The following is a 23,174-nucleotide window of genomic DNA, read 5'->3' on the forward strand; positions in this document are numbered from 1 at the left end:
GCGCCTCTCGCGCACTTCAACCGCGCCAACGCTGCTCTCTCCGGCGCGTTCTGCGGGTAGTTAGTTTTCCCTTTGCGCTCCATCAAGAAATGCATCTATCGCGCTTCGGAATGCAGACACCGGATCGCTAGCTGCTGTGATCGCTCGACCGATCACCACATGTGAAGCTCCTACCTCTGCTGCTACAGCAGGGTCAGCAGCCCGCGCCTGATCTCTGCCTCCGCCACCGAGCAACTGAATGCCCGGACAAACGATGAGAGTGCCTGCAGGAAGAATCTGGCGCAACCTTTTCGCTTCTCGGGCCGATGCAACGACACCTTGGCACCCTGCCTTGCTCGCCAGCAAGGCCAATCTGTCGACCTGCGCATCGACCGAGGGCGCCAGGCCAATCTCAGGTAAATCTTCGTTGCTCAAGCTGGTGATAACCGTTAGCGCCAGTACTTTGAGATGTGGGAAGGACGTTGCCGTATCGGCAGCAGCTCGCATAACCGCCGAGCCCGCGGAGGCGCGGATCGTCACAAGTGTTGCCCCCAACTTTCCCGCTTCCCTGACGGCACCAGCGACTGAATCAGGAATCTCGTGAAGCTTGAGGTCAAGGAACACGCTCCTGCCCAAGGAGATAAGTTGACGCAGCAAATCCAGGCCAGCCGCCGTCAGCATCTGGAGACCGACCTTGTAATGGTCTGCTTCGAAGCCAAGGCGCTCTACCAGTGCCATCGCATCGGATGCGGACTAGAAGTCGAGCGAAACAATTACTGGCGAGGTCATGGCTATGGATGTCTGTTGCAAGGCCTTCGAAGTCTTCCCTCCGCGCTCAAGAACCGACACTTGTCAAGATGGAACCGCCGTGCGCTTACCACGCTGTGAGTGCCGAGGCGCTTACACGTACCTAACTGCGAAATGATTGGTGTGGCGGAAGGTCGCGTGAGGAAACTTCGGGTCGACCGTCGTGCGGATTCCTTCAGGCGCTGCCAGCGACACAAGCTCTGTCAGGGCCACATGATTGAGGTCGTGATCCGCCGCTTACGCCAGGGGACCGTGCTGGCCCCATCCGATCATCCGACCGTAGACCAGCCTTGGATTGCGTGCCGCGCATTGCGTCGGCCCAAGGCCTAGGTGCTCCATGACGCAGGGCCAGTGCATGGGCACCCACCGCAAGGTCCAGCACGCGGGCCTAGCCCGCGGCGGATTTCAGGTCGACGATTTCGACCTGCTTGCCGCGCAGCAACTGGTTGTCATGCGCTTTTTTCGCCTTGGGGCACTAGACGGTTTACCCCGCTGCGTTGACGGCCTCCTTCAGAGCCTTTGCGGTGATGAATTTCGGTGCCTTACTCGCCTTGATCGTCATCGATTCGCCCGTCGACGGATTGCGGCCAGCGCGCTCGGCACGACTCGCAATCGTGAACGTACCAAATCCAGTAAGTTGCACGGACTCTCCACGTACCAAGGCACGCGACAGATTCTCCAACGCTGAATCGAGTACGCGCCCAGCATCAGCTTTGCCAAAGTTCGTGTCCGCAGCGATAGCAGCGATAAGTTCAGTCTTATTCAAAACAAAAATCTCCTTTCAATGAATAGTCTGGATGGTTAAAAAAGAAAATGAGAGAACTCATCAGAAAAAACTCGTGCAATCATCTTATGAAATTACCTAAACTACCTAGTAAGCTGTATTTTTTCTTTATTCTTCTAAGAGCCTCGAAGGAGATTCAGAAGTCAACGCAGCGTTAACGACGATGTGCTCGGCGACCACGTACGCCAGAACCTCCTAGTAAACGAGCTCCGATGTGGAACGTCGAGACGTTCATTACGTGCCCAAGGTTCTCTCAGGATAAGAAGTTTGAGGACCATTAGAAGGAAGACACGCAATAAGGATCAAGGCAACGGCGAAAATAAATACTGTAATGGTGGTTTTCATTTTTTAAGCAACAAACCCTCCAACGGCAATGAATCTAAATCTCATTGCCATCGACGCAGTCGCAGCCTGCCGGCGTGCAATAAGTTTTGGATTCGACGTACATCTGCTTTCTTTAAATCTCTGAAAGACTTTGTTGTGATATGGCGCGAGCTTTGCGCGAGGACTGCTGCTAGGCAACATGCCCCCCCCTTGCCCTGAGAGCATTGAGATCGAGCACTGTGATGATGTTGTAGTTCCAGCTGATTGCACCGCGGGACTCAAGCTCCCCAAGTTCTTTATTAACGCTTTGCCTGGTTACCCGCAATAGCGCGGCGAGATCATCTTGTGTCAGCCGGAGGCGGATGCGAATTTCTTCACCTTCCTTGGTACCGTGCAGTATCGCCAATCGTTCGATGGTCGCGGAAAGGCGATGTTGGAACGACCCCACAGACAGGATCAGCAAGGACTCCATGACTTGCCGAAATTCCTTTATCAGCATCTTGGCCATGTCTTGCCAAAGGATGGGATCTTCATCGAGAATATTAAGGAGTTGGCCGGTCGGCATATGGATGATCACGGCATCATCCAATGCCCGTAATGTGTATTTCACCCCCTCCATTTCTCCGTCGAGAGAACGCGAAAATCCAAATACGTAGCTGGGCCCAAGGAGAGCAATGATGCTTCGGCTTCTGGTCGCTTCATCAAGCTCATTGACGATGTGGCCCGACACAACAGCCAGCATTTCCCTGGGGCCAACAACCGAAGAGATGACTTCTCCTCGTGAATAGCGGCCAAGACTCGAAACAGAAAGCAGTTGTTCCATTGCAAGCGACGGCCACCGCGCAAAGCCTTGGGTCAGGCGTAGTGCTCGTTCGGCGAGTGCCCATTCTTCAGGAGAGTCCCTGACGTCGATCATCTTCGACTCTTTTCTGACGCGAAAAAAAATGCACCCCGCATCGCAATCGCCGCTCCCAAAGACTGACGCCCTCCCCAGTTCAACTCTTCTGCCATGCGAGCGTGTCTTGCGCAGTTTCGTAGGGATCCGCACTGCTTCGCGAGTCCCAGAGCCTGTAGCCCAACTCGAGCGCCTCGATATGGGCGATCGGCTTCCTGCTAGTAGTCATGTACGCATCGGCAAATGCCCAAACCCACTTCTGTTTGCACCATCCATTTCTATAAACAGTCTTTGTGGCTACGTGTTTGCCAATTGTTCTAGATGTGGTTGCCATTTTTTCTGTCGCCAGAGCACTTCAGCGCTGCTCGCGAGGAGGTATCCGTATATGTCATTAACGCTTCGCTTCTTGCAAAAGAATATTCTGAAGATAAGTGCACCGAATGCGGCGCCGACCAGTGCCGCTGCCCCGGACCTCAACAGTTGAAAAGCCGCCTGTTCCGATGCGAATATTTTTCATCCAGTGCTTCGAGCTTAATTCTCGGAAGTGTTCGTCACCGGAATGGAAGCGAATCGAACGAACGTGAGGCAAAGCCCGTGGCTAAAACCGGGTCAAGAATGCCAATGCGCAGTGCACGCTGGGTGCAGATCGACATCGATCTACTGCTCGCTTTGAACCTCGATCTCGACGCGTCGATTGGGCTGCAGGCAATTGACCAGAGCAGGGGTTGCTTTGCTCCCACGGCAGGTCACGACTGGCTGGTTTGCGCCCTCTCCTGAAGTGCGAATGACACTGCGCTCGACACCGTACTGGACCAGGATTTCACGCACGGTGTTTGCGCGCGAAAGCGACAGAGACTGGTTGTAGCTGCTGGAGCCCAGACGATCAGTAAAACCGATGACGGTCAATTTGCTGATGCGGCCGCCCTTGTCCTTCAGTTTGCTGGCCAGTGTTTCAATTTGGCGCCGGCCTTCCGGCAGGATGTCCGCCCCCCCTGACTTGCCGAACGCGAACAGCGCATCGGCGTTCAGCCTGAAACGCTCCGTTGCGACGGGCGTCGCATGAATTGGCGCGGCAGGAATCGACGTGGCAGCCGTTGGCTGGGCGATGAACTGCGCACAGTCGGGGTTCTTCCACCGTTCTCTGGTGGACACGCCGTCGCCGTTGAAGTGCACCATGTACTGGCAGGTCACATAGCCGGCGCCCTTGCCAGTACGGAAGTTGAAAAGGTAGTTCCACTCGCGTACGCCGAAGATGCCTTCGTCAAAGTGCGGGTCGCCAATGAGCAGACGAACCTGATCCTTGGTCATGCCCGGTCCCATTCGGCGCAACTGCTCCACGTCAACAAAACTGCCCCCCTTGAGCCAGGCGCGACCCGCGTCAGGAAAGCTCACACCCTCGGTTGATCCCGAGGACTCGGCTGTCACCTCAGAAGAGGTCGAAGCGCAGCCTTGCATCACTACCGCGACGGCCAGTACAGAGGCACACATCGCCAAGTTCATGGTTTGATTTTTTTTCATACTCGATTACCGATTTACTTGATATTGACTACAGCGCAACGCGCGAGACACCCGTTCATATCGCCGAAGGATTCGATGAGAGAAATCAATCCCAGACTCCGGTGAAGGCGGCGCGCAATGCAACACCCGCGCTGCTGGTCGACATCCCAGCCGTTACGCTCCATCTGCCGTTATCCGCAGTACGCCTGAACGAAACGCCGACTGCGCCTTGACTCTGGAAGGAGCCCACGCCTGCTGCGTAGGTCAGCTTGCCAGGGATGTAGGGCGCACTCTCCAGCGCCATCGCCGACGCCACACCCGCGTACGCCTTGTTTGCAACACGGTTGATGTTTCCTTGCAGATTGGCGACTTGGGCATTCGTATAAGCGGTCGAGCTCGCAATACCGCTTTGAAGCTGATTCACGTTGACAGCATCTGTTCCTGCAACGCCAGGAGCGACGTTGGAGATCGTGGTGCCTCCTGGTGCTTGGCCGTTGCCCAAAGTGATGTTGTTGTAGTTGACACTCCCGTCCGCGTTGTGGGTGTACTGCACGCTTGAAGCTTGCACGGCCTGCAGCTGGCGCACGTTCACCGCGTCGGTAGCCTGCGTGCCGCCGGCGACGTTGGTGATCTGGCGTTCGTTGCCGATACTCCCCACCGAGACCGCGCCCTGCGCCGAGTTCACCACCGTGTTGGAGAACAGTTCCTTCTGCCCGCTCATGCCCGCGCGGTCGGCCGTGGCGTTCGCGCCGATCGCCACGCCGTTGGTCGCCGTGGCGATCGTGCTGTTGCCGATGGCGATCGAACCGGCGCCCTGTGACACGGCCTGCGGGCCGATGGCCACGCTTTCCGCGCCGGCCGCCTGCGAGTCCGCGGCCTGAGAGTTGGCGTGGAAGTACTTGATGCCGCCACCGCCCTGGATGTTGTTGATCGCCTGGTTGGTCGCGTAGAGCTGGCTGCCGTTGACCGCATCGGTGCTGGTGGCGCTGAGCTGGCCGGCGGCCACGTTCTGGATCTGGCGCTCGGCGCCGGGCGCGCCCACGCTCACCACGCCGACCGGATTGGCGCCGGCGAAGTTGTACGTCTGCCCCTGGATCGTGGTGCTGGCTGTGGGCGTCGCAGCGGTCGTGGTCGAGTCGTTGCCCAGAGCCACGCTGTTGGCCGTGCCGGCGGTGGCGTTCGAGCCCACCGCGACGCTGTTGGCCGCGCTGGCCGTGGCCGCATTGCCCACCGCCACTGCACCGGCCCCCGAGGCGCTGGCCCCCGCACCGGCGGCGACCGAATTGACGCCGCTGGCGCCGTCGTTGGCGTAGTTGTCCTGCTTGGTGCCGCCGTCGTTCACGCTGTAATAGTGCGTCTGCGCGTTGTTGACGATGGTGGTGATATTGCCGCCAATGGCGCTGACCGCACTAGCGACGGCATAGAGTTGGCTGCCATTGACGGCGTCCGTGCTGGTGTCGGTAATAGCTCCCGGCGCTACGTTGACGATCTGGCGCTCGGCCCCTGCCGCGCCGACGCTTACCACGCCCGTGGCGGTGCCAGCGAAATTGCCGTAGGTGATGGCCGGCCCGGCGCTGTAGCTAACGGTGCCGTCTGGGTTGAGCGTGGCGATCACTCCCGGTACCGTGGCGCTAGAGACCTGCACCGCCGCCTTGTCGGCGCTGTTGTTGCCCAGCACGACGTTGTTGGCGCTGTTCACCGTCACGTTGTTGCCCAGCACAAAGCTGCCGTCAGCGCCGGCATTGATGGTGTTGTTGTTGCCGATGGCGTAGCTGTCGTTGGCGTTAACGGTGTTGGGGTCACCGAACGCGCCCGAGCTGTTGCCGCTGACCATGTTGCCGGAGCCGATGCTGATGCTACTCGTACCGGTGGCTTGCGCGCCGTTGCCCAGGGCGATGGCGTTGGCTTGGGTCGCTAGAGCGCCCAGCCCTTGCGCGATGCTCGAAATGCCGGAGGCGAGGGACTGGCCGCCGATGGCGATGGCATCTGTCGCCGAGGCCACCGCGCCATTGATGGCATTCCCGCCGATCGCCGTCGCACCCGCGGCCGAGGCTGTCGGGACCGTCGCCAGACTCGTTCCACCCGCACCGAGCGCCACGGCATAGTCGGCGCTGGCCGTCGCGCCCGGGCCTACGGCCGTCGCGCGATTGCCCGATGCCGTCGAGTAAGCACCCAGGGAAACCGCATAGTCATTCGACGCCTTGCTGAATTGGCCGACCGCGATACCGCTCTGAGCTGTGGCGGCGCTGGACATGCCCACGGCGACGCTGGAGTCGGCCGATGCGCTGGATAGCACGCCGACCGCGGTGCTGTAGTCGGCGGAGGCCGAGCTCTGGTCACCCAGAGCCGTGCTGTAGCCCCCCTTGGCACTGCTGTCCACGCCAAGCGCCGCGCTGTTGAGTCCTGTCGCCGTGGCACGGGGTCCGAGGGCTGTCGAGCCGCCGACAGCCGTGGAGCCGTTGCCGATGGCTACGTCGCCGTTGAAAGTAGCCGGGCCGTAGCCGGGGTTGGTGGTAGCACCGTTGCCGATGGCCACCGAGTTCAGGCTATTGGCCTGTGCGCCAAGGCCTGCTGCGAGAGCATTGACGCCCGTGGCGCCATTGTTGTCGTAGTTGGAGCCCTGCACGCCTCCGTCATTGACGCTGTAGTAATGCACCGCGCCCGCAGCCGCAGCGCTGGAGACGGCCTGCAACTGCGCCACATTGACCGCGTCGCTGCCCAGCGTGCCCGCAGCCACATTCTGGATCTGGCGTGTAGCCGTGGTCGAACCGACGGACACGGGCGCTAAGTTGCCCACAGTCGTGGCCGCGATGGCGCTGGCCTGCGCGGCCGTGGCGCCCGGAGGAACATAGCCGACGCCATTAGCCGTTGTGTTGGCCACCGAGTTGGAGCCCAGGGCCACGGAGTTGACCGCGGTCGCCATTGCCTGATAGCCCAGCGCCGTCGAGTTCGCCGCACCACTCGCACCTGATCCGACTAGCGTCGAGTTGACGCCACTGTCTTGCGTATCGTGCCCAATGGCCACCGAGTTCTGGAAGCTCGCCGCCGCGCCTTGGCCTACGGCGGTGCTGCCAGTCTGGCCCGCATAGGCGGCATAGCCAACGGCAAGCGATCCATCGCTTTCGGCTGTTGTGGCCTGGCCGATTGCGAGAGCGCCGGCGCCACTAGCAGCAGCCATACTTCCTATGGCAACAGCCGCGGTGCCAGAGGCTTCCGCGAAATAGCCAAGCGCGCTGGATTGGAGACCCGAAGCATTGGCGTCGCGCCCGATCGCCGCCGCGCTAACGCCCGAGGCCAGCGCATTCACCCCTGCGGCCATGCTACTCGAGCCCGTTGCCCCATCGTTGGTGTAGTTGCTACCCGCGCCGGTGGCCGTGGAATTGACACTGTAGTAGTGCACTGCGCCCGCAGCCGCAGCGCTGGAGACAGCCTTGAGCTGGCTCACGTTCACCGCATCGGTATCCGCACCGCCTGCCGCCAGGTTGGTGATGCGCCGTTCCGCGCCCAAGGCGCCGACGCTAACCACATTGCTACCAACAGCAGTGCCCGCCACCGTGCTGATGCCCGGGTTGTACGAGGCAACGGTCGAGGCCGTCACCGTGCTGCCGTCGCCGATGCCCACCGCGCCATCCAGGCCTGCTGCGACGGTCACGTTGTTGCCCATCACGAAGGCATTGTTGGCCGCGACGGTGTTGTTGTTGCCCACCGAATAGCTGCCACTGCCGTTGACGGTGCCCAGACTTCCGATCGCGCCCGACTTGCTGCCGGCCACCACGTTGCCCGAGCCGATACTGATGCTGCTGAGGCCTGTGGCTTGGGCACCCAAGCCGATACCGACACTGCTGGTGCCAACGGCCTGGGCACCCGTGCCGATGCCGATGCTGCTGACGCTGCTGGCCTGGGCGCTGGTGCCGATGGCAACGGCGCTGGTGTTGCTCGCATTAGCCATATTGCCCAGCGAGATGGTGTTGCTAGCGCTGACACCGTTGCCGGCACGCCGGCCCATCGCGATGTTGTTGCTACCGGTCACGTTCTGCCCGGCCTGGAAGCCGATGCCGACGTTATTGGCACCGACCACGTTGACGCCCGCTGTGCTGCCGGCCGCGAGGTTGTTGTCGCCGCCGCTCACATTACTGCCGCTGCTGTCGCCCAGCGCGAGGTTGTGGCTGCTCTGGACGTTCTGCCCGCTGACCGTGCCGATGGCGGTGTTGAAGTCCGCGGTCTTGGCCGAGGTGCCCACGTTCTGGCCCGCGCCCGAACCGAAGGCCGAGTTGCTCTGGCCGTAGACCGTCTGGCCGGCGTTCACGCCGACAGCCGAGTTGTTGCCCCCCGTGACGTTCTGCCCCGTGGACGCGCCGAGCGCCAGGTTGCCTGCGCCGGAGACGTTCTGGCCAGCTTGATTGCCGATAGCGACACCGCCGGCACTGGCGGCACTGCTGCCGCTGCCCGTGCCGTAGCCGATCGCCACCGAGCCATTGCCCGAGGCCTGCGCCCCCATGCCGACAGCCAAAGCGCCTGCACCGGTGGCGGAGGTAGTCGTGTTGCCAAGCACCAGCGCTTCCGCCCCGAGGTTTGCCGCGACCGTGCTCGTCACTGTCGACCAGTTGGGCGCTGTGCCGGTGCCGTCGTCGGGCAGGTTCGTGATGGTGGCGAAACCGCCTTGGGCGTTTGGCACTTGGCAAGTCCAGGCCGTGGCCGCGGGTGTACCGACGGCACTGCAGGACGCACCCAGCCCACTGTTGGTGGCTGTGGCAGCCCAGGCCGCACCGGTTGCCGCCAGCATCGCCGTTGCAACCGCTGCGCTAGCGATGGAAGTGCAAACGGTACTTCGCTTGCCGCGAGCCCCGGTGACCTCGGAGGCCGCAACCCATGTTTGGCGCACCTCACTCCAAATAACCCTAAATGCCTTATTCATTTTCGAAACCTTTGATCGTTAAAAATATCTGAAAATTCATCGCCAAACCGAGCCAGTTGGCCGGTTCAAATACAGCTGATATCTTTCGCTCTGCCGCACCAAGCGCTTGGCGTCGAATGCAGCATGCAATCGAAGAGAGGCAGAAAGAAGGCGCAAATTTATCCCTCTGCAGAAGAAAAATCTGGGGCAATTCGCCCGATTTGTCGGGTACCCGACATCAACAGTCCGTCAATCTCATGAAAGTGTGAACGACTCCCTCCGATCGATCTTGTTCAACCCAGCTCGGGCTTTGTTATGCCACAGCTTTTCAGTCAGGAAATGAGTGTTCACTTTCATTGGAAAGCCCATTCCTTAAGGCGCCATCAAGCATCATGCCCCGCCGAATGGCCGCCTCGTATGCCGATCAACCTGCCTCACAGCTTTGATGTCACTTTTTTAAGATAAAAAATTCACACAATCAGCCGCATCTACCATCACTTTGTCGCCTACCCGACAAAAGATGAAAAACAATTAACCCAAAAATCAACAAATCAAGCCGAATTGGGGTTGGAATCCTTTTCAATAAACCGCCATTAGGCTTAAATAAGTTCGGCGCGGCGGAATTCAGGGCAAGCCCTATCTTCAATCGATCCACTGGAGTTTTTGTGTCTGTATCGGCTTCTTTACTTCGAGCTCGAAGCGCCCGTGCCATGGCCCTGCCGGCTGGAAAAGCACTGTCAGATAGCAGCGGGAAGGCGCATCCGATGACGTCCGAACCTCACTTGACAGTCGATCTGTCAAGCGCCCCTTCCCCCGCTCGGCAGGCGGACCAGGAGGTCAGCTACCGACCGGGGACTGGCAGCCACGCGCGCATCGCGCTGTTCAATGAAGTGCGCGTCGAAGGGTTGGCAGTTGCGGCCCTCCTGCAAGCTGACGGACACGCCGCCGTTCTCGAGGAGTCCGCGCAAGCATTCGTCGAAATGGCTTGTCGCGAATGTTTCGACCTGCTGGTGATCAACTGGGGATCGCAGTCCATGCAGGGAATGGACGTCTTGAAGAACGTTCGCTCACTACCGTCCGCAAACAGCAGCTCCACGCGGATTCTTGTATTGACCACGCGCGATAGCGAGTTTGAAATTGTGCAAGCACTCGAAAGCGGCGCCGACGACTGCGCTCCTCCGTCGGGGCGTCCCTTTGAACTCATTGCTCGAGTCAAGGCCCTCTTGCGCACAACTCGGGCTACTGAGGCTCGCCCCCTAGAGAACGTGCAGGGGTTCACCTTCCACCGCGGGACACATATCGTTGAGGGAAACGACATCAAAGTCAGGCTCGCGCCACGTGAATTTGAGTTGGCGCACCTTCTGTTTCTCAATTTTGAAAGCACGGTCACGAGGACTCATCTCGTCGCAGCGCTCTGGGACCGCCAAGGAACCTCGAGAAGCGTGGACCAACATATTGGCCGCATTCGCCGTAAGCTGAAGCTATTTCCAGAGAAGGGGTTCGCGTTGCAGGCGGTGTATGGAGTCGGCTACGTTGTGCGCGCGGTGCGTTTGCAAGCACCGACAGCGACAACGCAAGCAACAGTTAGCTGACCGGCATATCCGCGTGTCAGATCGGGCGTAAGTATCTGGCAATCACATCTTGGTCTTGATTGAGCCGCGACACGAATCAGTCATGTCAAGCAGACAGGGACGTGGGTTCGACGTGGGGCCTTCGAAGATCGCAAGGTCGTGCTCTCTCCGTTTTTGCAGTTGGCCCAACCGTCGCGGATCAGCACGCATGAGTCTTCAGCAGGCCACGAAAGATAGTCAAGGCGTCCCAGTTTTTCCGACCCAACGCCCTCCCGCCGCGTGTATCAGGTCGGCGTTGAACTATGACGTGAACGCATCGATCTCCCGCACGCCCGTGCAGCTCGATAAGGTATTAACGACCGATCGCAGGCATAGGTCAGAAATGCTACCGTCCAAAAGGAAGCATCCATTAGCACAGCAGGAATTGTTCGACGCGATTGACCGACTGGCTCGAAAGACGATCCAAGACGTTGAGATGGACAAGTGAGCAGCGATCGGGTTCCCAGTAGGCTTCCGCGCCGGCGGTGCCGCAGCCGTCAGCCGTTACTTGCGCATCGGGTTCGCACTCAGGCCGCGAGCCGACACAATGCCGGCCATCGGAGCTTCGGACTTGCACATTCGGTCAACACCTTAGCCCTGAGGGCCGCTTTCGAGCCGCCCCGCCTTTCCCGACACTTCTTTGCGGACCATCCGAATTTCTCGAGCCCTGGACACCTTTGAGAAGAATCAGTTCCAGGGTATCGAGTGCGGGGCGAGTTGAGAGGCCAGCGTGCACAGAGTTACCACAAGAAGTGCTGGCCATTCGTTCTGCCGAAAATCTATTTCGAGCAACCAGATCTTGATCGATGCGGAGAGGCAGGTAATGTGCTCCGCATTCCTTTATCGATTGAATGCAATCTCCCGCAGGGCCTCCCGGTTCAGTATGGTGATCGTGTTGTATTCCGCGTTAATAACACCAGCAGCAACCATTGCCTTGAGTTCTTTGTTCACGCTCTGGCGGGTTACCTGCAGGATGACGGCAATGTCTTCCTGACGCACTCTTAGACGCAAACTACCTTCAACGTCAGTTCCATAAGCAGTCGCCAACCTGTCTATGGTGGCAGCCAAGCGTTGTGGGAATGCGCCGATTGCATAGACAAGCAGGCTGTCACGAATCTCTGCATGCTGATCAAGGACCATCGCCACCATGCTTTTCCAGAGCAATGGGTGGCTGTCAAGAATTTCAAAAATTAGAACTGTCGGCATGTGAATCGCCAGCACTTCATCATGCGCGTAGTGGTCGTGCCAGATAGGGTTCTCTTTCTCGATCATCTGAGCAAGGCCCATTACCGATCCAGGGCCCAGAAGAAACACTTTGGCCGACGTCTCCCTTTGCGCGTTCCTCCCTACTATTACGTGACCAGAGACAACCGCAAAGGTTATCGGGGCATCTGCCTCGGAGGTCAGCAATTCACCGCGTGCGTGACGCTTCAAATGCGACGACAAGAGAAGCCGATTCATAGCTGCCGCGGGCCATGATTCAAACCCTGACGTCGCGCGCAAAGCACGCTCCATCAACGGTGCGTCGTCGGAGGCGATGCTCTGTCTCATTGTTGAGCAATCTTTTTGAGTGCCTCGGAGTCGATCACCACGACGGTTTCACGCTCCGTTCGGATCACACCGACGGCCTCCCAGGATCTGAGTTCCTGATTCACGGTTTGCCGAGTTACGTGAAGAATGGCCGCGAGATCCTTCTGCCTGAGCCGCAGGTGGATATGGCCTTTCGTAGGATCTCTACTTCCGTAAAGTTCAGCTAAGCGCTCAATCGATGTCGCAAGCCGTGCTGGAAATGCCCCGAGAACAAAGCCAACCATCGTGTCAAAGACTTCTCTGTGTTGGCGCAAGATCATTCGCGCCATCTCCTTCCAAAGTTCAGGCTCTTGTTCAAGAATGTTCATGAGAAGCGGAATCGGCATATGAACCGCGAGAACATCGTCGTTCGCATAGAACTCATACGTCGCCTGATTCTCTCCCTCAAGGGGATGAACTAATCCCACAATGTGGTTTGGCCCGAGAAGTGCTACCGAGAAACGCTTGCCGCTTGCCGACAGGTATTCGGCTGTCACGTGGCCGGTCACGACGACGAAGACATGCGTATCGCCCTGGGTCATCAGAGCGTCTCCCCGCACATGTCGCCTCAGATGTGAAGAGGCCAACAGACGGTTCATAGCCAAAGATGGCCATGGCGCAAAACCTCGGGTCAAGCGCAACGCTTGCTCCATCAACCTCGCGTCGTCCGCAGGGGGATAAGCCAAGCTCATTCTCATCGTCCCATTCAGACTCATGGATCATGGGCCCACGAGTGCACGCTTTCGCTCCCTGGCGCGCCCATCTTATGGGGTCGTCGAAGACTGAGTCAATAGCTCTTACTCTTACCTGACCTCCAGGAGCCAGCGGCCGAAGAGCATAAAAGCCCTCACGCTCAGATGGCGAGGCCGTTGGCAATGCGCCCCTGAACTGACACTTGGCATTGATAAGCTAGATCTTGATTCAACTGAGTACCGCGATAGCTCGCCGTTTCCCATCAAGGTTTCGTCAACGCGGCAGTGCATCCATCGACCGCAGGACATTCCGTGTGATGTCGATGCGCTTTGGAAGGTCGTTCAGTCTGTTCGGGGTGTCAATGTTCAGGGCAAAAAAAACCGGCCCAGTCGGCCACTCAATCCAACCAACCCACCAGCCAGTCTTGCCGCTCCATCCGGTCTTCGCACGAAGGATCCAGTCTTTCCCGGCCTCGTTGATCAACACGTCTTTGACCAAACGTTGATGATCGATACGAAAACTTAGTTGATTGTGATAGAGCTTGCGCAAGAACGAGATCTGCTCAAGGGCGGAAATGGCCAGATCACCTTCGACCCAGAAAGGAGCACTACCCGAAGCGACTGCGTTGCCGTACTTGAGCCTCTGCAGATAAGCCATCTCGCGCCGTATACCGATCTGCATGGCAAACCGCTCGTACACCCAGACAGTGGAGTTTCGCATTGCGCTGCGAAGATCCTGGTCCGAGTTCCATGCTTCAGGAGAGCGCTTTACTCCATCCCAGGGGATAAGCTGGAACTCATCGCGCAGAACGCCGGCGTCCAAGGCGAAAAGGCTGTGCGGAATCTTGAAGGTAGATGCAGGTGAGTAGCGACGTGCTGCGCGCCCTGCGTCATGCACAAATGTCGACTCGCGACCGCGACGAGCATCAGTCACAACAATGGTGCCCTGAACGGCGGCCTCGATAAAGTATCTAGACCATTCGGCCCGCTCCTCAATGTCTGCAGTAGCAAACACTTTCGATGCGAAAAAAGGCAAGGGGGAGAGGATGAGATGGCGTCGATTCATACGCAATTGCTTATAGGGATATAGATGAAAGGAGTGCCGAGGAACACATGCTCGCGCTTGATCCATCAAGCAATTTACTCCGATGACCACAGCAGACGCAGCTTGTCGGTCACGACATGCGCCAAGGCGCGCTCTCAGCCAGCTTGCAGTGCTTGGAACGAAGTGCCCGATACCAAGCTTCGCTATCGGCTTGATTTTCCGGCAGGCCAACTCCCCCCATTAATACGCGCGATCTCGCTGCTGACAGCAGAGGGCTCTCGTTCAATCCGTTCTGCTATCGCTCGGATCGAGTAACCAATCACCAGAGCTCAAGAGATCTCTTCCCGCTTGGCGAGCGCTGCCTCACAGGTGGGAGGATGCCACCCGTGTGCGCGAGCACCCCTTGCATGGGGCCGTGCAATCGATCAAACAGCCAACGAGCTAGTGAAAATCCAGCCAGGTTCTCAGCGCGCCCACACCAAGGCCTTCTGGCCGTCCGTGCAGAAAATTTGCGCCCGCGGTTCCTCATCTGCAACACGCCCTCTTCCTAGGCAGAAGGCCTTTTGCATTGCCGATTTAATTCACCGTGGCCCGTCCTGACGCACCTGGCAATGCGGCGACGCAAGAGCCACGCAATCTATCGCCGCGAGCGCTGCTCGTCCCAGCGTGGATCATAGGTGGCATAAGTCACGATCTCCACGCGACGATTTGGCTGAAGACAAGGAATGAGACTGGGACTGTCGCCGTGACCGCATTGCACGATGGGATCCTGCTCGCCCAGCCCAATCGCTCGGATCTTCTCGGATGTAACCCCCTCGTTAGCGAGGATCGCCTTCACCGCGTCGGCTCTCCGTTGCGAGAGTTCCTGGTTATAGCTTTGTGCACCCAATCGGTCTGTATAGCCACGAACTTCGACATAGCGGTAATTTCCGCTTCGCAGGCGCGCGGCGATCTTTGCGAGTTCCGCTCTGCCGTGTGCAGTCAGATCACCAACATCGCCGCGGTCGAATGGAAAGAGTGCGTCCGCCGACAACCGCTCGACGCGAGGGGGTTGAACAGGTTCACGATCTCTGTAGAACGCATCTTCTTCGCCGGATCGTGAGGACGGCGCCGCCCAATAGCCCGGCGCCCAGGCGTAGCTTCCATGCCGCCATTGCCAATGACCTCGACGCCATTCGTGGTCGGGCCGCGGAGCAGGCATGCGCTCATAGCGCAGCGCAGGTGCAGGAATGACCATCACCTGCGCAAATACCGAAGCTCCTGTTGCTCCAAGGAGCAAAGAAGCAGCAATGGCACGCAAGGCTCTGACACGACGCACCAACGACCAACCGCGTGCGCGCTCTTTGGACAGATACTTGTGCAACGAAATTAAGGGCATCTTCATATTTCCTTCTCTTTCTTTCCCTGAAAAAATCGATCTCCATGCTCGACGGTGAGCACTGAGATGCGAGTGAAGTGCGACAGCAAGGTTGCGCGTTCATAGGCCTATCTGTGCGCTGTCCTACAACGACAGGAGTCACCTTTGGGTTGACTAAATTAGCTCGAATAAATTGAAATCCTCAAACGAAAAAACGCACATGAGAGATACCCGGATTTCATAGTTTACGTAGCATTTCTGTGATGCGTATGATCTTTGAATTCAAGTAAAAGGCAGGTTTTTTGTTTGAAATTTCACGCACAGTTGAAGGACCATCGACACTTACTCAGGAGCGTCGAGCATCCATACTTCGCTTGCGACAACAGGGAGGCGTTCAGGCACTCGTTACGAGACTTACCGTTGAAGCTTCTAGTGCAGTCGTTCCGCATGAGCCTTCTAGGATCGATCGTGATGCGCCCGCCACGACCCGAACACTGTTGCCATCTGGCGCACCTGCTTGATGTCTACGATGTGTTCACACATCGTGTGGCCGGCTAGTGATCCTCGCAGATTGCGAGGTACTGTTCATCATCGTTGTCAAACGCCTGGGCATCGAACTACTGCGCGATGGCCCGCATCTTCTCAAGCGCTGCGATACTCATGACATGGGCCAAGACTTCTTCTCTCGCTTCGCAACTTGAGCATGTCCAACGCAGAATACGGTGAACGCCAGATGTGCATCGCAGGCGTCATGTTGGGTAGTTTTTTCGGAAAAATTTCACGCCAGCATAGGTCTCTGTCGCCGCTCAAAGTCATCGCGTCTTGATCGTCGACCGTTCGAACAGTGCATTGCATCGAAGTGGTTTCGAGGCAATCGATTTCACCACCGTCTCAAGGAATCTATGAAATTCAAACAGCTTGCCGTCTCCACCATCGTCGCCTTAGCCGGCCTTGCCGCTTTGGCCCCGAGCATCGCATCCGCCGCGCAGCATCGCGCGCGCAAGGTATGCCACGTCGATCGGTATCACCATCGCGTGTGCCATTGGGTGCGTTGACCTCTTTCGTTATCACCGTCGCATTCAGTTGATCGACAAGACGGAAGCCCGCTGGGTCAGCGCCCTTGCGGGCTTTTTTGCGCGCGTCCTCTCGTACCCCTCCGCCACCTCGGCGGATGCCGTTCTCTACCCTCTTTCATGAGCAGCCCAACCAACTCAAGGCTCTATAGCGGCGAACAAGATCAGGAATGCGCTTCAAGCTTGACGGCGGATTCAGAGTTTTACTATCGCGTCGATTCCATTCGCGGGCTTCGCTCGATGGGACGTGAAACGATGTTCAAAGCCCAGCGGTGGGATGGCATCTTGCACGCGTCGCTTCGTTCGGCCTCCGCGAGCAAGGAGGCGGGCCAGGAGATATTTCGCATCTGCTTTTGGAACAGCGAACAAGACGGTCGATCGGCAATGGGCCAGTTCTTGCACGACGTGCCTGCAGCAGCATTGCTGCGCGTGCGACGCGCGGTGGTTCGCAATGCACTGAAAGGCTGGAACTTCGAAGGTGACGACTGCCTGCCACCGGGTGCTGCGGATCTGATCTGGAAAGTACAACCGGCACCGAGATACAGATCTTGCTCAGCCGATGGCATACCGCTTGAGGCGTTCGAAGTATGGAATTCCAACGGCATCTGGCAGTCATGGGCTGTATCGGAGCTGCTTCTTCCCGCACGCGTACGCCTGTCGCGCATGGGCTGGCAGCCGATCACGGTGACGGGTCCGAACGACCGCTCTTTCATCTGCCACTGGCACATCTCCTTCGTTCCTGGACACCAAGATGCCAGGCCGTGGTGCTTTGTTGCGCTTGAAGAAGGTGGCCATCAGACGCTGCGCGAAGACGTCGGCTCGGTCGAGCAAATTGCGCATGACCTGCTCGAAGGCCCGATAGCAGGCGTTGGCGTTTTCCTTGCTGGTTTTGCCGTGATCAACATCACGCCCCACCCCGCTATCGCGGTCGACCAGTATCGGCTCGCTCCCCCGCAACAGCGAGGCCTGTGGGACACGATCATCGGCTTCTGCAGAAGCGGCCGGTCTCGCAAGAGCCACCACCTCGAGCGGTGCCGAATTTTGACGCATCAACAGCTGAGGTCGATGCTCCGAACATCGGGGCTTTCGCACATGATTGCGATGAAGAGCACCATTTGGCAATTGCCGCAGGTCTGAAGACTCCGCTGCACCAGCAGCAGGTTCTTGACTTCTATGAGTCACCAGCTTACGAATGTGTACCCATACTCGATGTACGCGATCGCCGAACTAGGGGCAGTTCCATCTCAGTCGAAGGGATGATCATTCTTCGAACCTCGCTGCGCAGGAGCACCTCATGTCGTTGGATCAAGCGATCTTCGGAATTTTCAAAAATGAAGACTTCGCCACACGGCCGGCTGTTGGGCAGTGGTCTACAACCTCGGGCTGACGGATGATCGCATTCAGCGCCGCAAAGTCCTCCTAACACGAGTGGTAAACAACCGAGAGGCACTGCCATATGTGAGCTTGCTGTCCGCTTTACTGGACGGGAGCATTCACGCCTTCCCGTCGCAACCATCGCCAAGCCCAGGTCAGTCTTAACCAGCACTCAAATTTGAGCACGCTATAGGTGTCCTAAACACACGGCGATTCAACCGGCTACTGCAGCCGAGCATCTCAGCGGATGCATGAAAGCCCAGCGTCTTGGGTGGCCTCGCATTTAATTGTTCTGCAAAACCATTAAGAAATGCCTGGATGCGGACGACGAAATGTCGCGCTGCGCCAGGCGGACGAGCTCAAGCAAGCTCGATCCCTATGCCGAAAGCTCGTGGCCATCTCACAATCGAGGCTGCCAAAATCGCGAGAACAGCATCACAAATCGTGGCAGCTCCATACACAATGGCCGCATGTGCTTGCTCGCATCGTCAAGTCGGTTCATTTGCGATCAGCACTGCGCGTCGAATCAGGCTTGAGCATGACCAGCGCCTCGCCGCTTTGCCGGTCATGCTGAAAGATGAACGGCTGGCCGTCGACGACGATGGCCACTGGAAACCGGCCGGGTGCATGACCATGGGCGAAACGTGCAATGGCTGCTCCAAATTTCAATGAGAGCGTCCGATCAGCCTGCGAAGGCGTGATGATCGCGCACTCGATACCGAGTTCGATCTGAACACCCAAACTGTTGTCTTTGGTCCTGCCGAAGCGGGCGGAGTCTAGTTCGCTGAACTCAGTGATGCCGAGCGACTTTGCCGCGTCGACCGCCCCACCAAAGCTTGGTGCCGTCTTTAGGCAGATGGTCTCAAACGCCATGGCGGTCTGCGCAGAGGTTACGGTGGTCTGCGTAGAAGCTATCGCGGTCGCTGGCACATCTGTAGCCGGCAGGCGTGATGCGCAACCAATCAAAGCCAGCGCGGCGGCGATCAAGGTGCAATAGGAATTGAAATTTTTCATGGTGCTGCTTCAAGGATTCACGGGGTCAGACGTCGGGTCATCTAGCGCCATTCGCAGCACGGCTGTAGGAGGAGTGAGATTGGAGCCACGCCTCGTGAACGACGTCGAATTCACCAGAATTCGAAGCGATTGGATGCAGGCCAATGCCAGTAGTACATCGCCGATACTGGCGGGTGACGATTGCAATATGCAGCGCGGTGCGTCGCGTCAAGATCTTGTTAATTTCCCCCCAAGCAAGTCATCGGGTCACGAGAGACGCGATAGGCCGTCATGATCTTCTGAGTTCCATCCAATCGATAGTTCATCGTGCCATCGTTGAACCCGAGAATTTCTTTGCAAACTTGCGCACCCGGTGTCAGTGGAGGGAGTCCGACGATGTCGGCAGAAATTGCGCTGCAAACGCGAGTGCCCTGGACTGAATAGCGCATCGAGAAGGCGTAGTTGTCTCCGGTTTCGAGTGTGATGCCGCAGCTGAAGCTGACGCCCTTCAAATATTCTTCATACCCACGACAAGTCAGGCCAGCATCGTCCGAATCACACCAAACACCCTGAAGCGCCTGATCCAACTCCGCATCCCGCGGCATGCCCGAGAAGGACGTCGTGGCGGAAGCAAGAAGCACGACCGCAAGAGCGAACCGGTAAACCGTGATTACCCGCGACACGGTTCAGCGCACCCAATGGCAAACGCGATGATCATGGCGCGCGTCCCACTTGCAAACCTTGTGCGTTCGGTGCGGTGTCGCCGATGCGAGTGTTGGAGATAGCGTAGCAAATGCGGTGAACGCAGCAATACTGGAAAGGAGGATCTGCTTGATCGTCATGAGATTCTTTCTAAGGGACAGCGCCGAAACGCACCGCCGACGCGACGCACATTGACAACAACGAAGGGCCTCATATTTCAGGCGACGCATAGAGACTTGGCCTCTATCAGCAGAAGATGCATAACGTGAATTACTTCATGGGCGTGCTGATCAAGCTAGGACTATGCCGAGAGGGACCGAACCAAGTCTCAATCAAGTTCTTCTTCATTAGCCGAGCTGCATCTGCATTTCAGCTACTCGAAGAAGCGAGCCACTTGGCTAGATCTTGTGACACGTGTCGGGATCTGCTTGAGAGCTGGCTGATGAAGAAATTCAGGGGAGATCGACCCGCGAATTCAAGCCGCTATTGCAGCGCACCCCATCGCTGCACCGCAGGCTCAGCGACAGCCCAGTTCCAACTTCTTGCTCCACGGCAAATTGTGGCGATGAAATGCGGTCTTCCAGAAGTCGGGACTTCCGCGTCATCGACCGAGAAAAGAGCCTCCTTGCATGTCGCTAGCGGTGTTTCAAAGATGCGCACGACGGTCACCTGGCCTTCCTTGTTGTCATAGGGAACCTTGTGGTGCACAGCCCAAGCCCGGATCTGACCCGCTTTCAGTTCTCCTACTACGGACGCGATGCGCATCTGTTCCTCATGCGTCCAATAGCGAAGGAGATAGTTGATGGATTCGTCGACTCCCGCCTTCACACCGATACCGACAGCTACACCAACTGCGGGATTTGCGGTTACAGATCCTGATGCAGCCCCCGCAATGGCACCTGTAAGCCCACCGACGGAGCTGCACCCTGCAAGCAGGAGCAAGCTGGCAGATGTAGCGAGGTACATCCATCGATTCACTGGAGCGAACCCCAGCGCGCGGTTGCTGGCTCTGCCGACGCCCAGCTCCACTGCCTACCGCTTCGACAGATTGAAGCTACATAGAACTCGCTCGCCGGCAGTGCATCTTTGCCGCTTTGATCGAGTGCAACAACGATTTCCTTGCACTCCAGTCTGCCTGCACTGATGATTCGACTGACCGTGACTCGACCGGCCTCATCGGGCTCAAGGGGTAGCGACAGCCCGGTCTTCCAATGCTGAACCTGACCGAGCCCGAGGGGGCCGGCGACTCTTGCAATCTGCTGCTGGGCTTCTCCGTGCACCTTACGCTGCTCATACTGAATCCCGGCACGCGCAATGGACTGCATTCCAATGCCGATTCCCGTTGCGACGGTGGCATTGGTAGTGACTGCGCTCGAGACAGCACTTGCTGCGATACCAGCACCTGCCGAGCCGCCTTCCAACAAAAGTGAACTACAGCCGCTCAGAGCGACAATTACGGAGCTAGCAGCACCCAGCTTCAACCATCTTTTCACCTTCTAATTCCTCGCAATATTCGCGCGAACACGAGATCCGAACGGTTGGGCTCTACACCAAGCTCGGGAAGCGCATCAAGCAGTCATCCGTCAGTTGGTTATTCAACCAGAGAGGCACCGAGCGGCTGACACCAAGAATATCGGCAACGTCTTAATTTTCCGTTATGTTACTCAAGCAGAGGACAGGCGCTTGTAGCGGAACGCTCTATCAGCGGAGTTATTCACACTTCCAGGGATAAGACATTGTTTTTTGTCGGCTACCCGACAAATAGAGCGAAACGATTTACCCCATCTCTTTGTAGCGAGATAAATTTCCGTCCTCGTTGTGCCATCGCTCCAGAACTGGCTGCTGCATTCGGAGTCATGTATCTAGGGCGCGAAACGACGCACGCGAGTCAAATTAAGCCGTCTGGCCGGGGCGATTTGATGTCTCCTTTTGGATGCTGATAGTTAAGAATTTCAAAGATGAGTAAGGCATTTCCCGTCATCTGGGATGACGTGCAAGAAACGCGGGGCGCGCCGTCCGAAGTCGGCTGCACTCAAGCTAAGCGCAGCACCGTTCTCGTCTCCGTCGTCGATGCCGCAATTGTGGCGGCGCTTCTCGGTACAACCAGTTCGGCATGGGCTCAGCAACTGAATAGCGAAACCACGTTGAAAACTGACATTGCCCGCGCGCGGGGATCGAAAACTTCGTACCCATGTTCGGACTCAACTCGTCAACAAACACCCCCTTGAGGATCGGTGCGACTGACAACAGTACGCCGACGAGTACCGATAGGACGAAGGTCTGGGACAACGACACCAGTGACGACTGGCATCGGTACTTCAAGCAAATCGACGCGACGCCTCGGAGGGCACGAATCTGGTCGCAGTCGATGATGCGAGTTCTTCACAGGTCAATGATTTGTATGTGATTCCCGTCGGAGACAATGGCAGCATCGTGACGCTGATTCACGGCAATGGTGACTCGCAGGCCTGCCCTACCAAGCGTAGAGGCCAATGGCTTCACCGAGTGCGACGGCCTTGCAGCGCCCGCAGCCAGTGGTGCGATTTCAATTCGACCTTCTCCGCGCTGGGCGCGCATGAGCGTGCGGCTCGACAAGAGGATCGCACTGTGCGGCACGCCCGGATGGCAGCATACCTTTAGCAACGCTGTGCCGCAGCCAGCAGGTGCGAGCACTTAGCAGAAGCCAATAAGCAAGGATCAAACGTGATGAACAAGGATGGCAAGTGAAGTCGCGGATGAGGGGTGTTTCGCATGCCCAATGAGTATTCCAGTTTCAATCGACGGCAACGATCTATATCGATAAAGAACCGTCATCGTCGTTTTTGAAAAATGCATCGCAGCGTCGTCAACGATTGGCTCGTGCCCGATGGCCGCGCACGAAGTTGATCGTGATCTGGCCTCTGATGTTCTTGTGAGGATCAAGAGCCTGCATGTAGAAGACGATCGCGTACTCGATGAGAAACTTGCAGTGCTGAGACTTCTTGAAATGGATCGCACGGCCGCGCTGGTTGCATCGACATTCCTGGCGAAATTGCCATGCAACAACGACATGGCACTCACTCTGAAAGGGTCGCGGCGCCAAAGAAGAAAGATGGTTGAAGCAACACGAGCATCGTCAAACTGGCAAGCACTAACCAGTATCAGATAGAAGTGAGAAGATCGAACTTTTCTAATGAAGATTCCGTGGTAATGTGTAAGACCGATCATCTGGCAGAGCCGAACTCAAGGTCCATCGTCGCTGCAATGGAAGCGGCGCAAGCCCTTGCAACGACTCTCGGCTGCGCTGCTTTTGAAATGGAGCGCAAGAACGAGCAGACGCGGCCTGTTTTGATCGATTGCCCCCTTGAATTCAAATCCACGCTCAAGGCCTACGGAGCGATCTGGGCATACCGACAAAAGGTGTTCGTGTTTCCCTCCTGGCCGCAGCTTCAAGCAGCCCTCCAAGAGATTGTGAGCGCCGATTGCCGGCGTCGACTAGAAGCTGAGCCATCTTTGCAGGTAGCGCCGAAGTAAGAGTGAGCTAGGTGCTCAACCTATCAAAAAAGTCCAAGCGATCGAATTCAAGCAGCCCTGGCCCTG

18 protein-coding genes and 2 pseudogenes are annotated in these 23,174 nt (G+C 57.6%); 5 read left to right on the forward strand and 15 right to left on the reverse strand.

What is annotated here, in order from left to right; all coding sequences use genetic code 11:
• Positions 1 to 60: 60 nt before the first annotated feature.
• The 7 genes and pseudogenes from pyrF to SFB74_RS27225 all read right to left on the reverse strand — a co-directional run.
• Positions 61 to 717 (reverse strand): orotidine-5'-phosphate decarboxylase, encoded by a 657-nt coding sequence (gene pyrF / locus SFB74_RS27195; protein ID WP_432727519.1) that lies wholly within the window; start codon positions 715 to 717, stop codon positions 61 to 63.
• A 309-nt stretch (positions 718 to 1,026) separates the two neighbouring features.
• A pseudogene (locus SFB74_RS27200) lies at positions 1,027 to 1,134 on the reverse strand (CoA transferase); the annotation flags it as partial.
• 136 nt (positions 1,135 to 1,270) lie between these two features.
• Positions 1,271 to 1,552 carry an HU family DNA-binding protein gene (locus tag SFB74_RS27205; RefSeq protein ID WP_432727521.1) on the reverse strand — a complete coding sequence of 94 codons (282 nt, stop codon included), beginning with the start codon at positions 1,550 to 1,552 and terminating at the stop codon, positions 1,271 to 1,273.
• Positions 1,553 to 2,084: 532 nt separating this feature from the next.
• Entirely contained in the window at positions 2,085 to 2,810 is a 726-nt protein-coding gene (locus SFB74_RS27210) for a Crp/Fnr family transcriptional regulator (RefSeq protein ID WP_432727523.1), read from the reverse strand.
• Positions 2,811 to 3,446: 636 nt separating this feature from the next.
• Entirely contained in the window at positions 3,447 to 4,289 is an 843-nt protein-coding gene (gene bamE / locus SFB74_RS27215) for an outer membrane protein assembly factor BamE domain-containing protein (RefSeq protein WP_432727524.1), read from the reverse strand.
• A 103-nt stretch (positions 4,290 to 4,392) separates the two neighbouring features.
• Positions 4,393 to 8,961 carry a beta strand repeat-containing protein gene (locus SFB74_RS27220; protein WP_432732005.1) on the reverse strand — a complete coding sequence of 1,523 codons (4,569 nt, stop codon included), beginning with the start codon at positions 8,959 to 8,961 and terminating at the stop codon, positions 4,393 to 4,395.
• Between the two features lie 156 nt (positions 8,962 to 9,117).
• A pseudogene (locus SFB74_RS27225) lies at positions 9,118 to 9,201 on the reverse strand (ESPR domain-containing protein); the annotation flags it as partial.
• Positions 9,202 to 9,944: 743 nt separating this feature from the next.
• Between SFB74_RS27225 and SFB74_RS27230 the strand changes: the two are divergent.
• On the forward strand, positions 9,945 to 10,772 hold the full coding sequence (locus tag SFB74_RS27230; protein WP_432727525.1) for a response regulator transcription factor: 828 nt from the start codon (positions 9,945 to 9,947) through the stop codon (positions 10,770 to 10,772).
• A gap of 858 nt (positions 10,773 to 11,630) precedes the next feature.
• Here SFB74_RS27230 and SFB74_RS27235 read toward each other — a convergent pair.
• From SFB74_RS27235 to SFB74_RS27250, 4 genes are all read right to left on the reverse strand, one after another.
• Complete coding sequence (locus SFB74_RS27235; protein ID WP_432727526.1) at positions 11,631 to 12,341, reverse strand: Crp/Fnr family transcriptional regulator; 711 nt, start codon at positions 12,339 to 12,341, stop codon at positions 11,631 to 11,633.
• On the reverse strand, positions 12,338 to 12,901 hold the full coding sequence (locus SFB74_RS27240; protein ID WP_432727527.1) for a Crp/Fnr family transcriptional regulator: 564 nt from the start codon (positions 12,899 to 12,901) through the stop codon (positions 12,338 to 12,340). The genes SFB74_RS27235 and SFB74_RS27240 overlap by 4 nt, the downstream gene beginning before the upstream one ends.
• Positions 12,902 to 13,325: 424 nt before the next feature.
• The gene (gene blaOXA / locus SFB74_RS27245; protein WP_432727528.1) at positions 13,326 to 14,117 is read right to left on the reverse strand and encodes a class D beta-lactamase; all 792 of its coding nucleotides are present in this window, start codon (positions 14,115 to 14,117) and stop codon (positions 13,326 to 13,328) included.
• A 616-nt stretch (positions 14,118 to 14,733) separates the two neighbouring features.
• On the reverse strand, positions 14,734 to 15,480 hold the full coding sequence (locus SFB74_RS27250) for an OmpA family protein (protein ID WP_432727530.1): 747 nt from the start codon (positions 15,478 to 15,480) through the stop codon (positions 14,734 to 14,736).
• Between the two features lie 875 nt (positions 15,481 to 16,355).
• On the opposite strand from SFB74_RS27250, the gene SFB74_RS27255 reads away from it, so the two are divergent.
• The gene (locus SFB74_RS27255; RefSeq protein ID WP_432727531.1) at positions 16,356 to 16,508 is read left to right on the forward strand and encodes an HHHH-motif protein; all 153 of its coding nucleotides are present in this window, start codon (positions 16,356 to 16,358) and stop codon (positions 16,506 to 16,508) included.
• Between the two features lie 138 nt (positions 16,509 to 16,646).
• The gene (locus tag SFB74_RS27260; protein WP_432727532.1) at positions 16,647 to 17,663 is read left to right on the forward strand and encodes a hypothetical protein; all 1,017 of its coding nucleotides are present in this window, start codon (positions 16,647 to 16,649) and stop codon (positions 17,661 to 17,663) included.
• A gap of 735 nt (positions 17,664 to 18,398) precedes the next feature.
• Here SFB74_RS27260 and SFB74_RS27265 read toward each other — a convergent pair.
• The 4 genes from SFB74_RS27265 to SFB74_RS27280 all read right to left on the reverse strand — a co-directional run bounded on the left by SFB74_RS27265 (position 18,399) and on the right by SFB74_RS27280 (position 20,561).
• Positions 18,399 to 18,914, reverse strand: a complete 516-nt coding sequence (locus SFB74_RS27265) for a hypothetical protein (protein WP_432727534.1) — start codon at positions 18,912 to 18,914, stop codon at positions 18,399 to 18,401.
• 218 nt (positions 18,915 to 19,132) lie between these two features.
• Positions 19,133 to 19,576, reverse strand: a complete 444-nt coding sequence (locus tag SFB74_RS27270) for a hypothetical protein (protein ID WP_432727535.1) — start codon at positions 19,574 to 19,576, stop codon at positions 19,133 to 19,135.
• A 3-nt stretch (positions 19,577 to 19,579) separates the two neighbouring features.
• Positions 19,580 to 19,825 carry an HHHH-motif protein gene (locus tag SFB74_RS27275; RefSeq protein WP_432727536.1) on the reverse strand — a complete coding sequence of 82 codons (246 nt, stop codon included), beginning with the start codon at positions 19,823 to 19,825 and terminating at the stop codon, positions 19,580 to 19,582.
• Positions 19,826 to 20,078: 253 nt separating this feature from the next.
• Positions 20,079 to 20,561 (reverse strand): hypothetical protein, encoded by a 483-nt coding sequence (locus SFB74_RS27280; protein ID WP_432727538.1) that lies wholly within the window; start codon positions 20,559 to 20,561, stop codon positions 20,079 to 20,081.
• 1,900 nt (positions 20,562 to 22,461) lie between these two features.
• Between SFB74_RS27280 and SFB74_RS27285 the strand changes: the two genes are divergently transcribed.
• Together SFB74_RS27285 and SFB74_RS27290 are read left to right on the forward strand one after the other, a co-directional pair.
• Positions 22,462 to 22,743, forward strand: coding sequence for a hypothetical protein (locus tag SFB74_RS27285; protein ID WP_432727540.1), 282 nt, complete (start codon positions 22,462 to 22,464; stop codon positions 22,741 to 22,743).
• A 41-nt stretch (positions 22,744 to 22,784) separates the two neighbouring features.
• Positions 22,785 to 23,108 (forward strand): hypothetical protein, encoded by a 324-nt coding sequence (locus SFB74_RS27290; RefSeq protein WP_432727541.1) that lies wholly within the window; start codon positions 22,785 to 22,787, stop codon positions 23,106 to 23,108.
• The last annotated feature ends 66 nt before the right edge of the window (positions 23,109 to 23,174 follow it).

Source organism: Variovorax xiamenensis, from assembly GCF_050916385.1.
In the GTDB taxonomy this organism is placed as follows: Bacteria; Pseudomonadota; Gammaproteobacteria; order Burkholderiales; family Burkholderiaceae_C; genus Variovorax.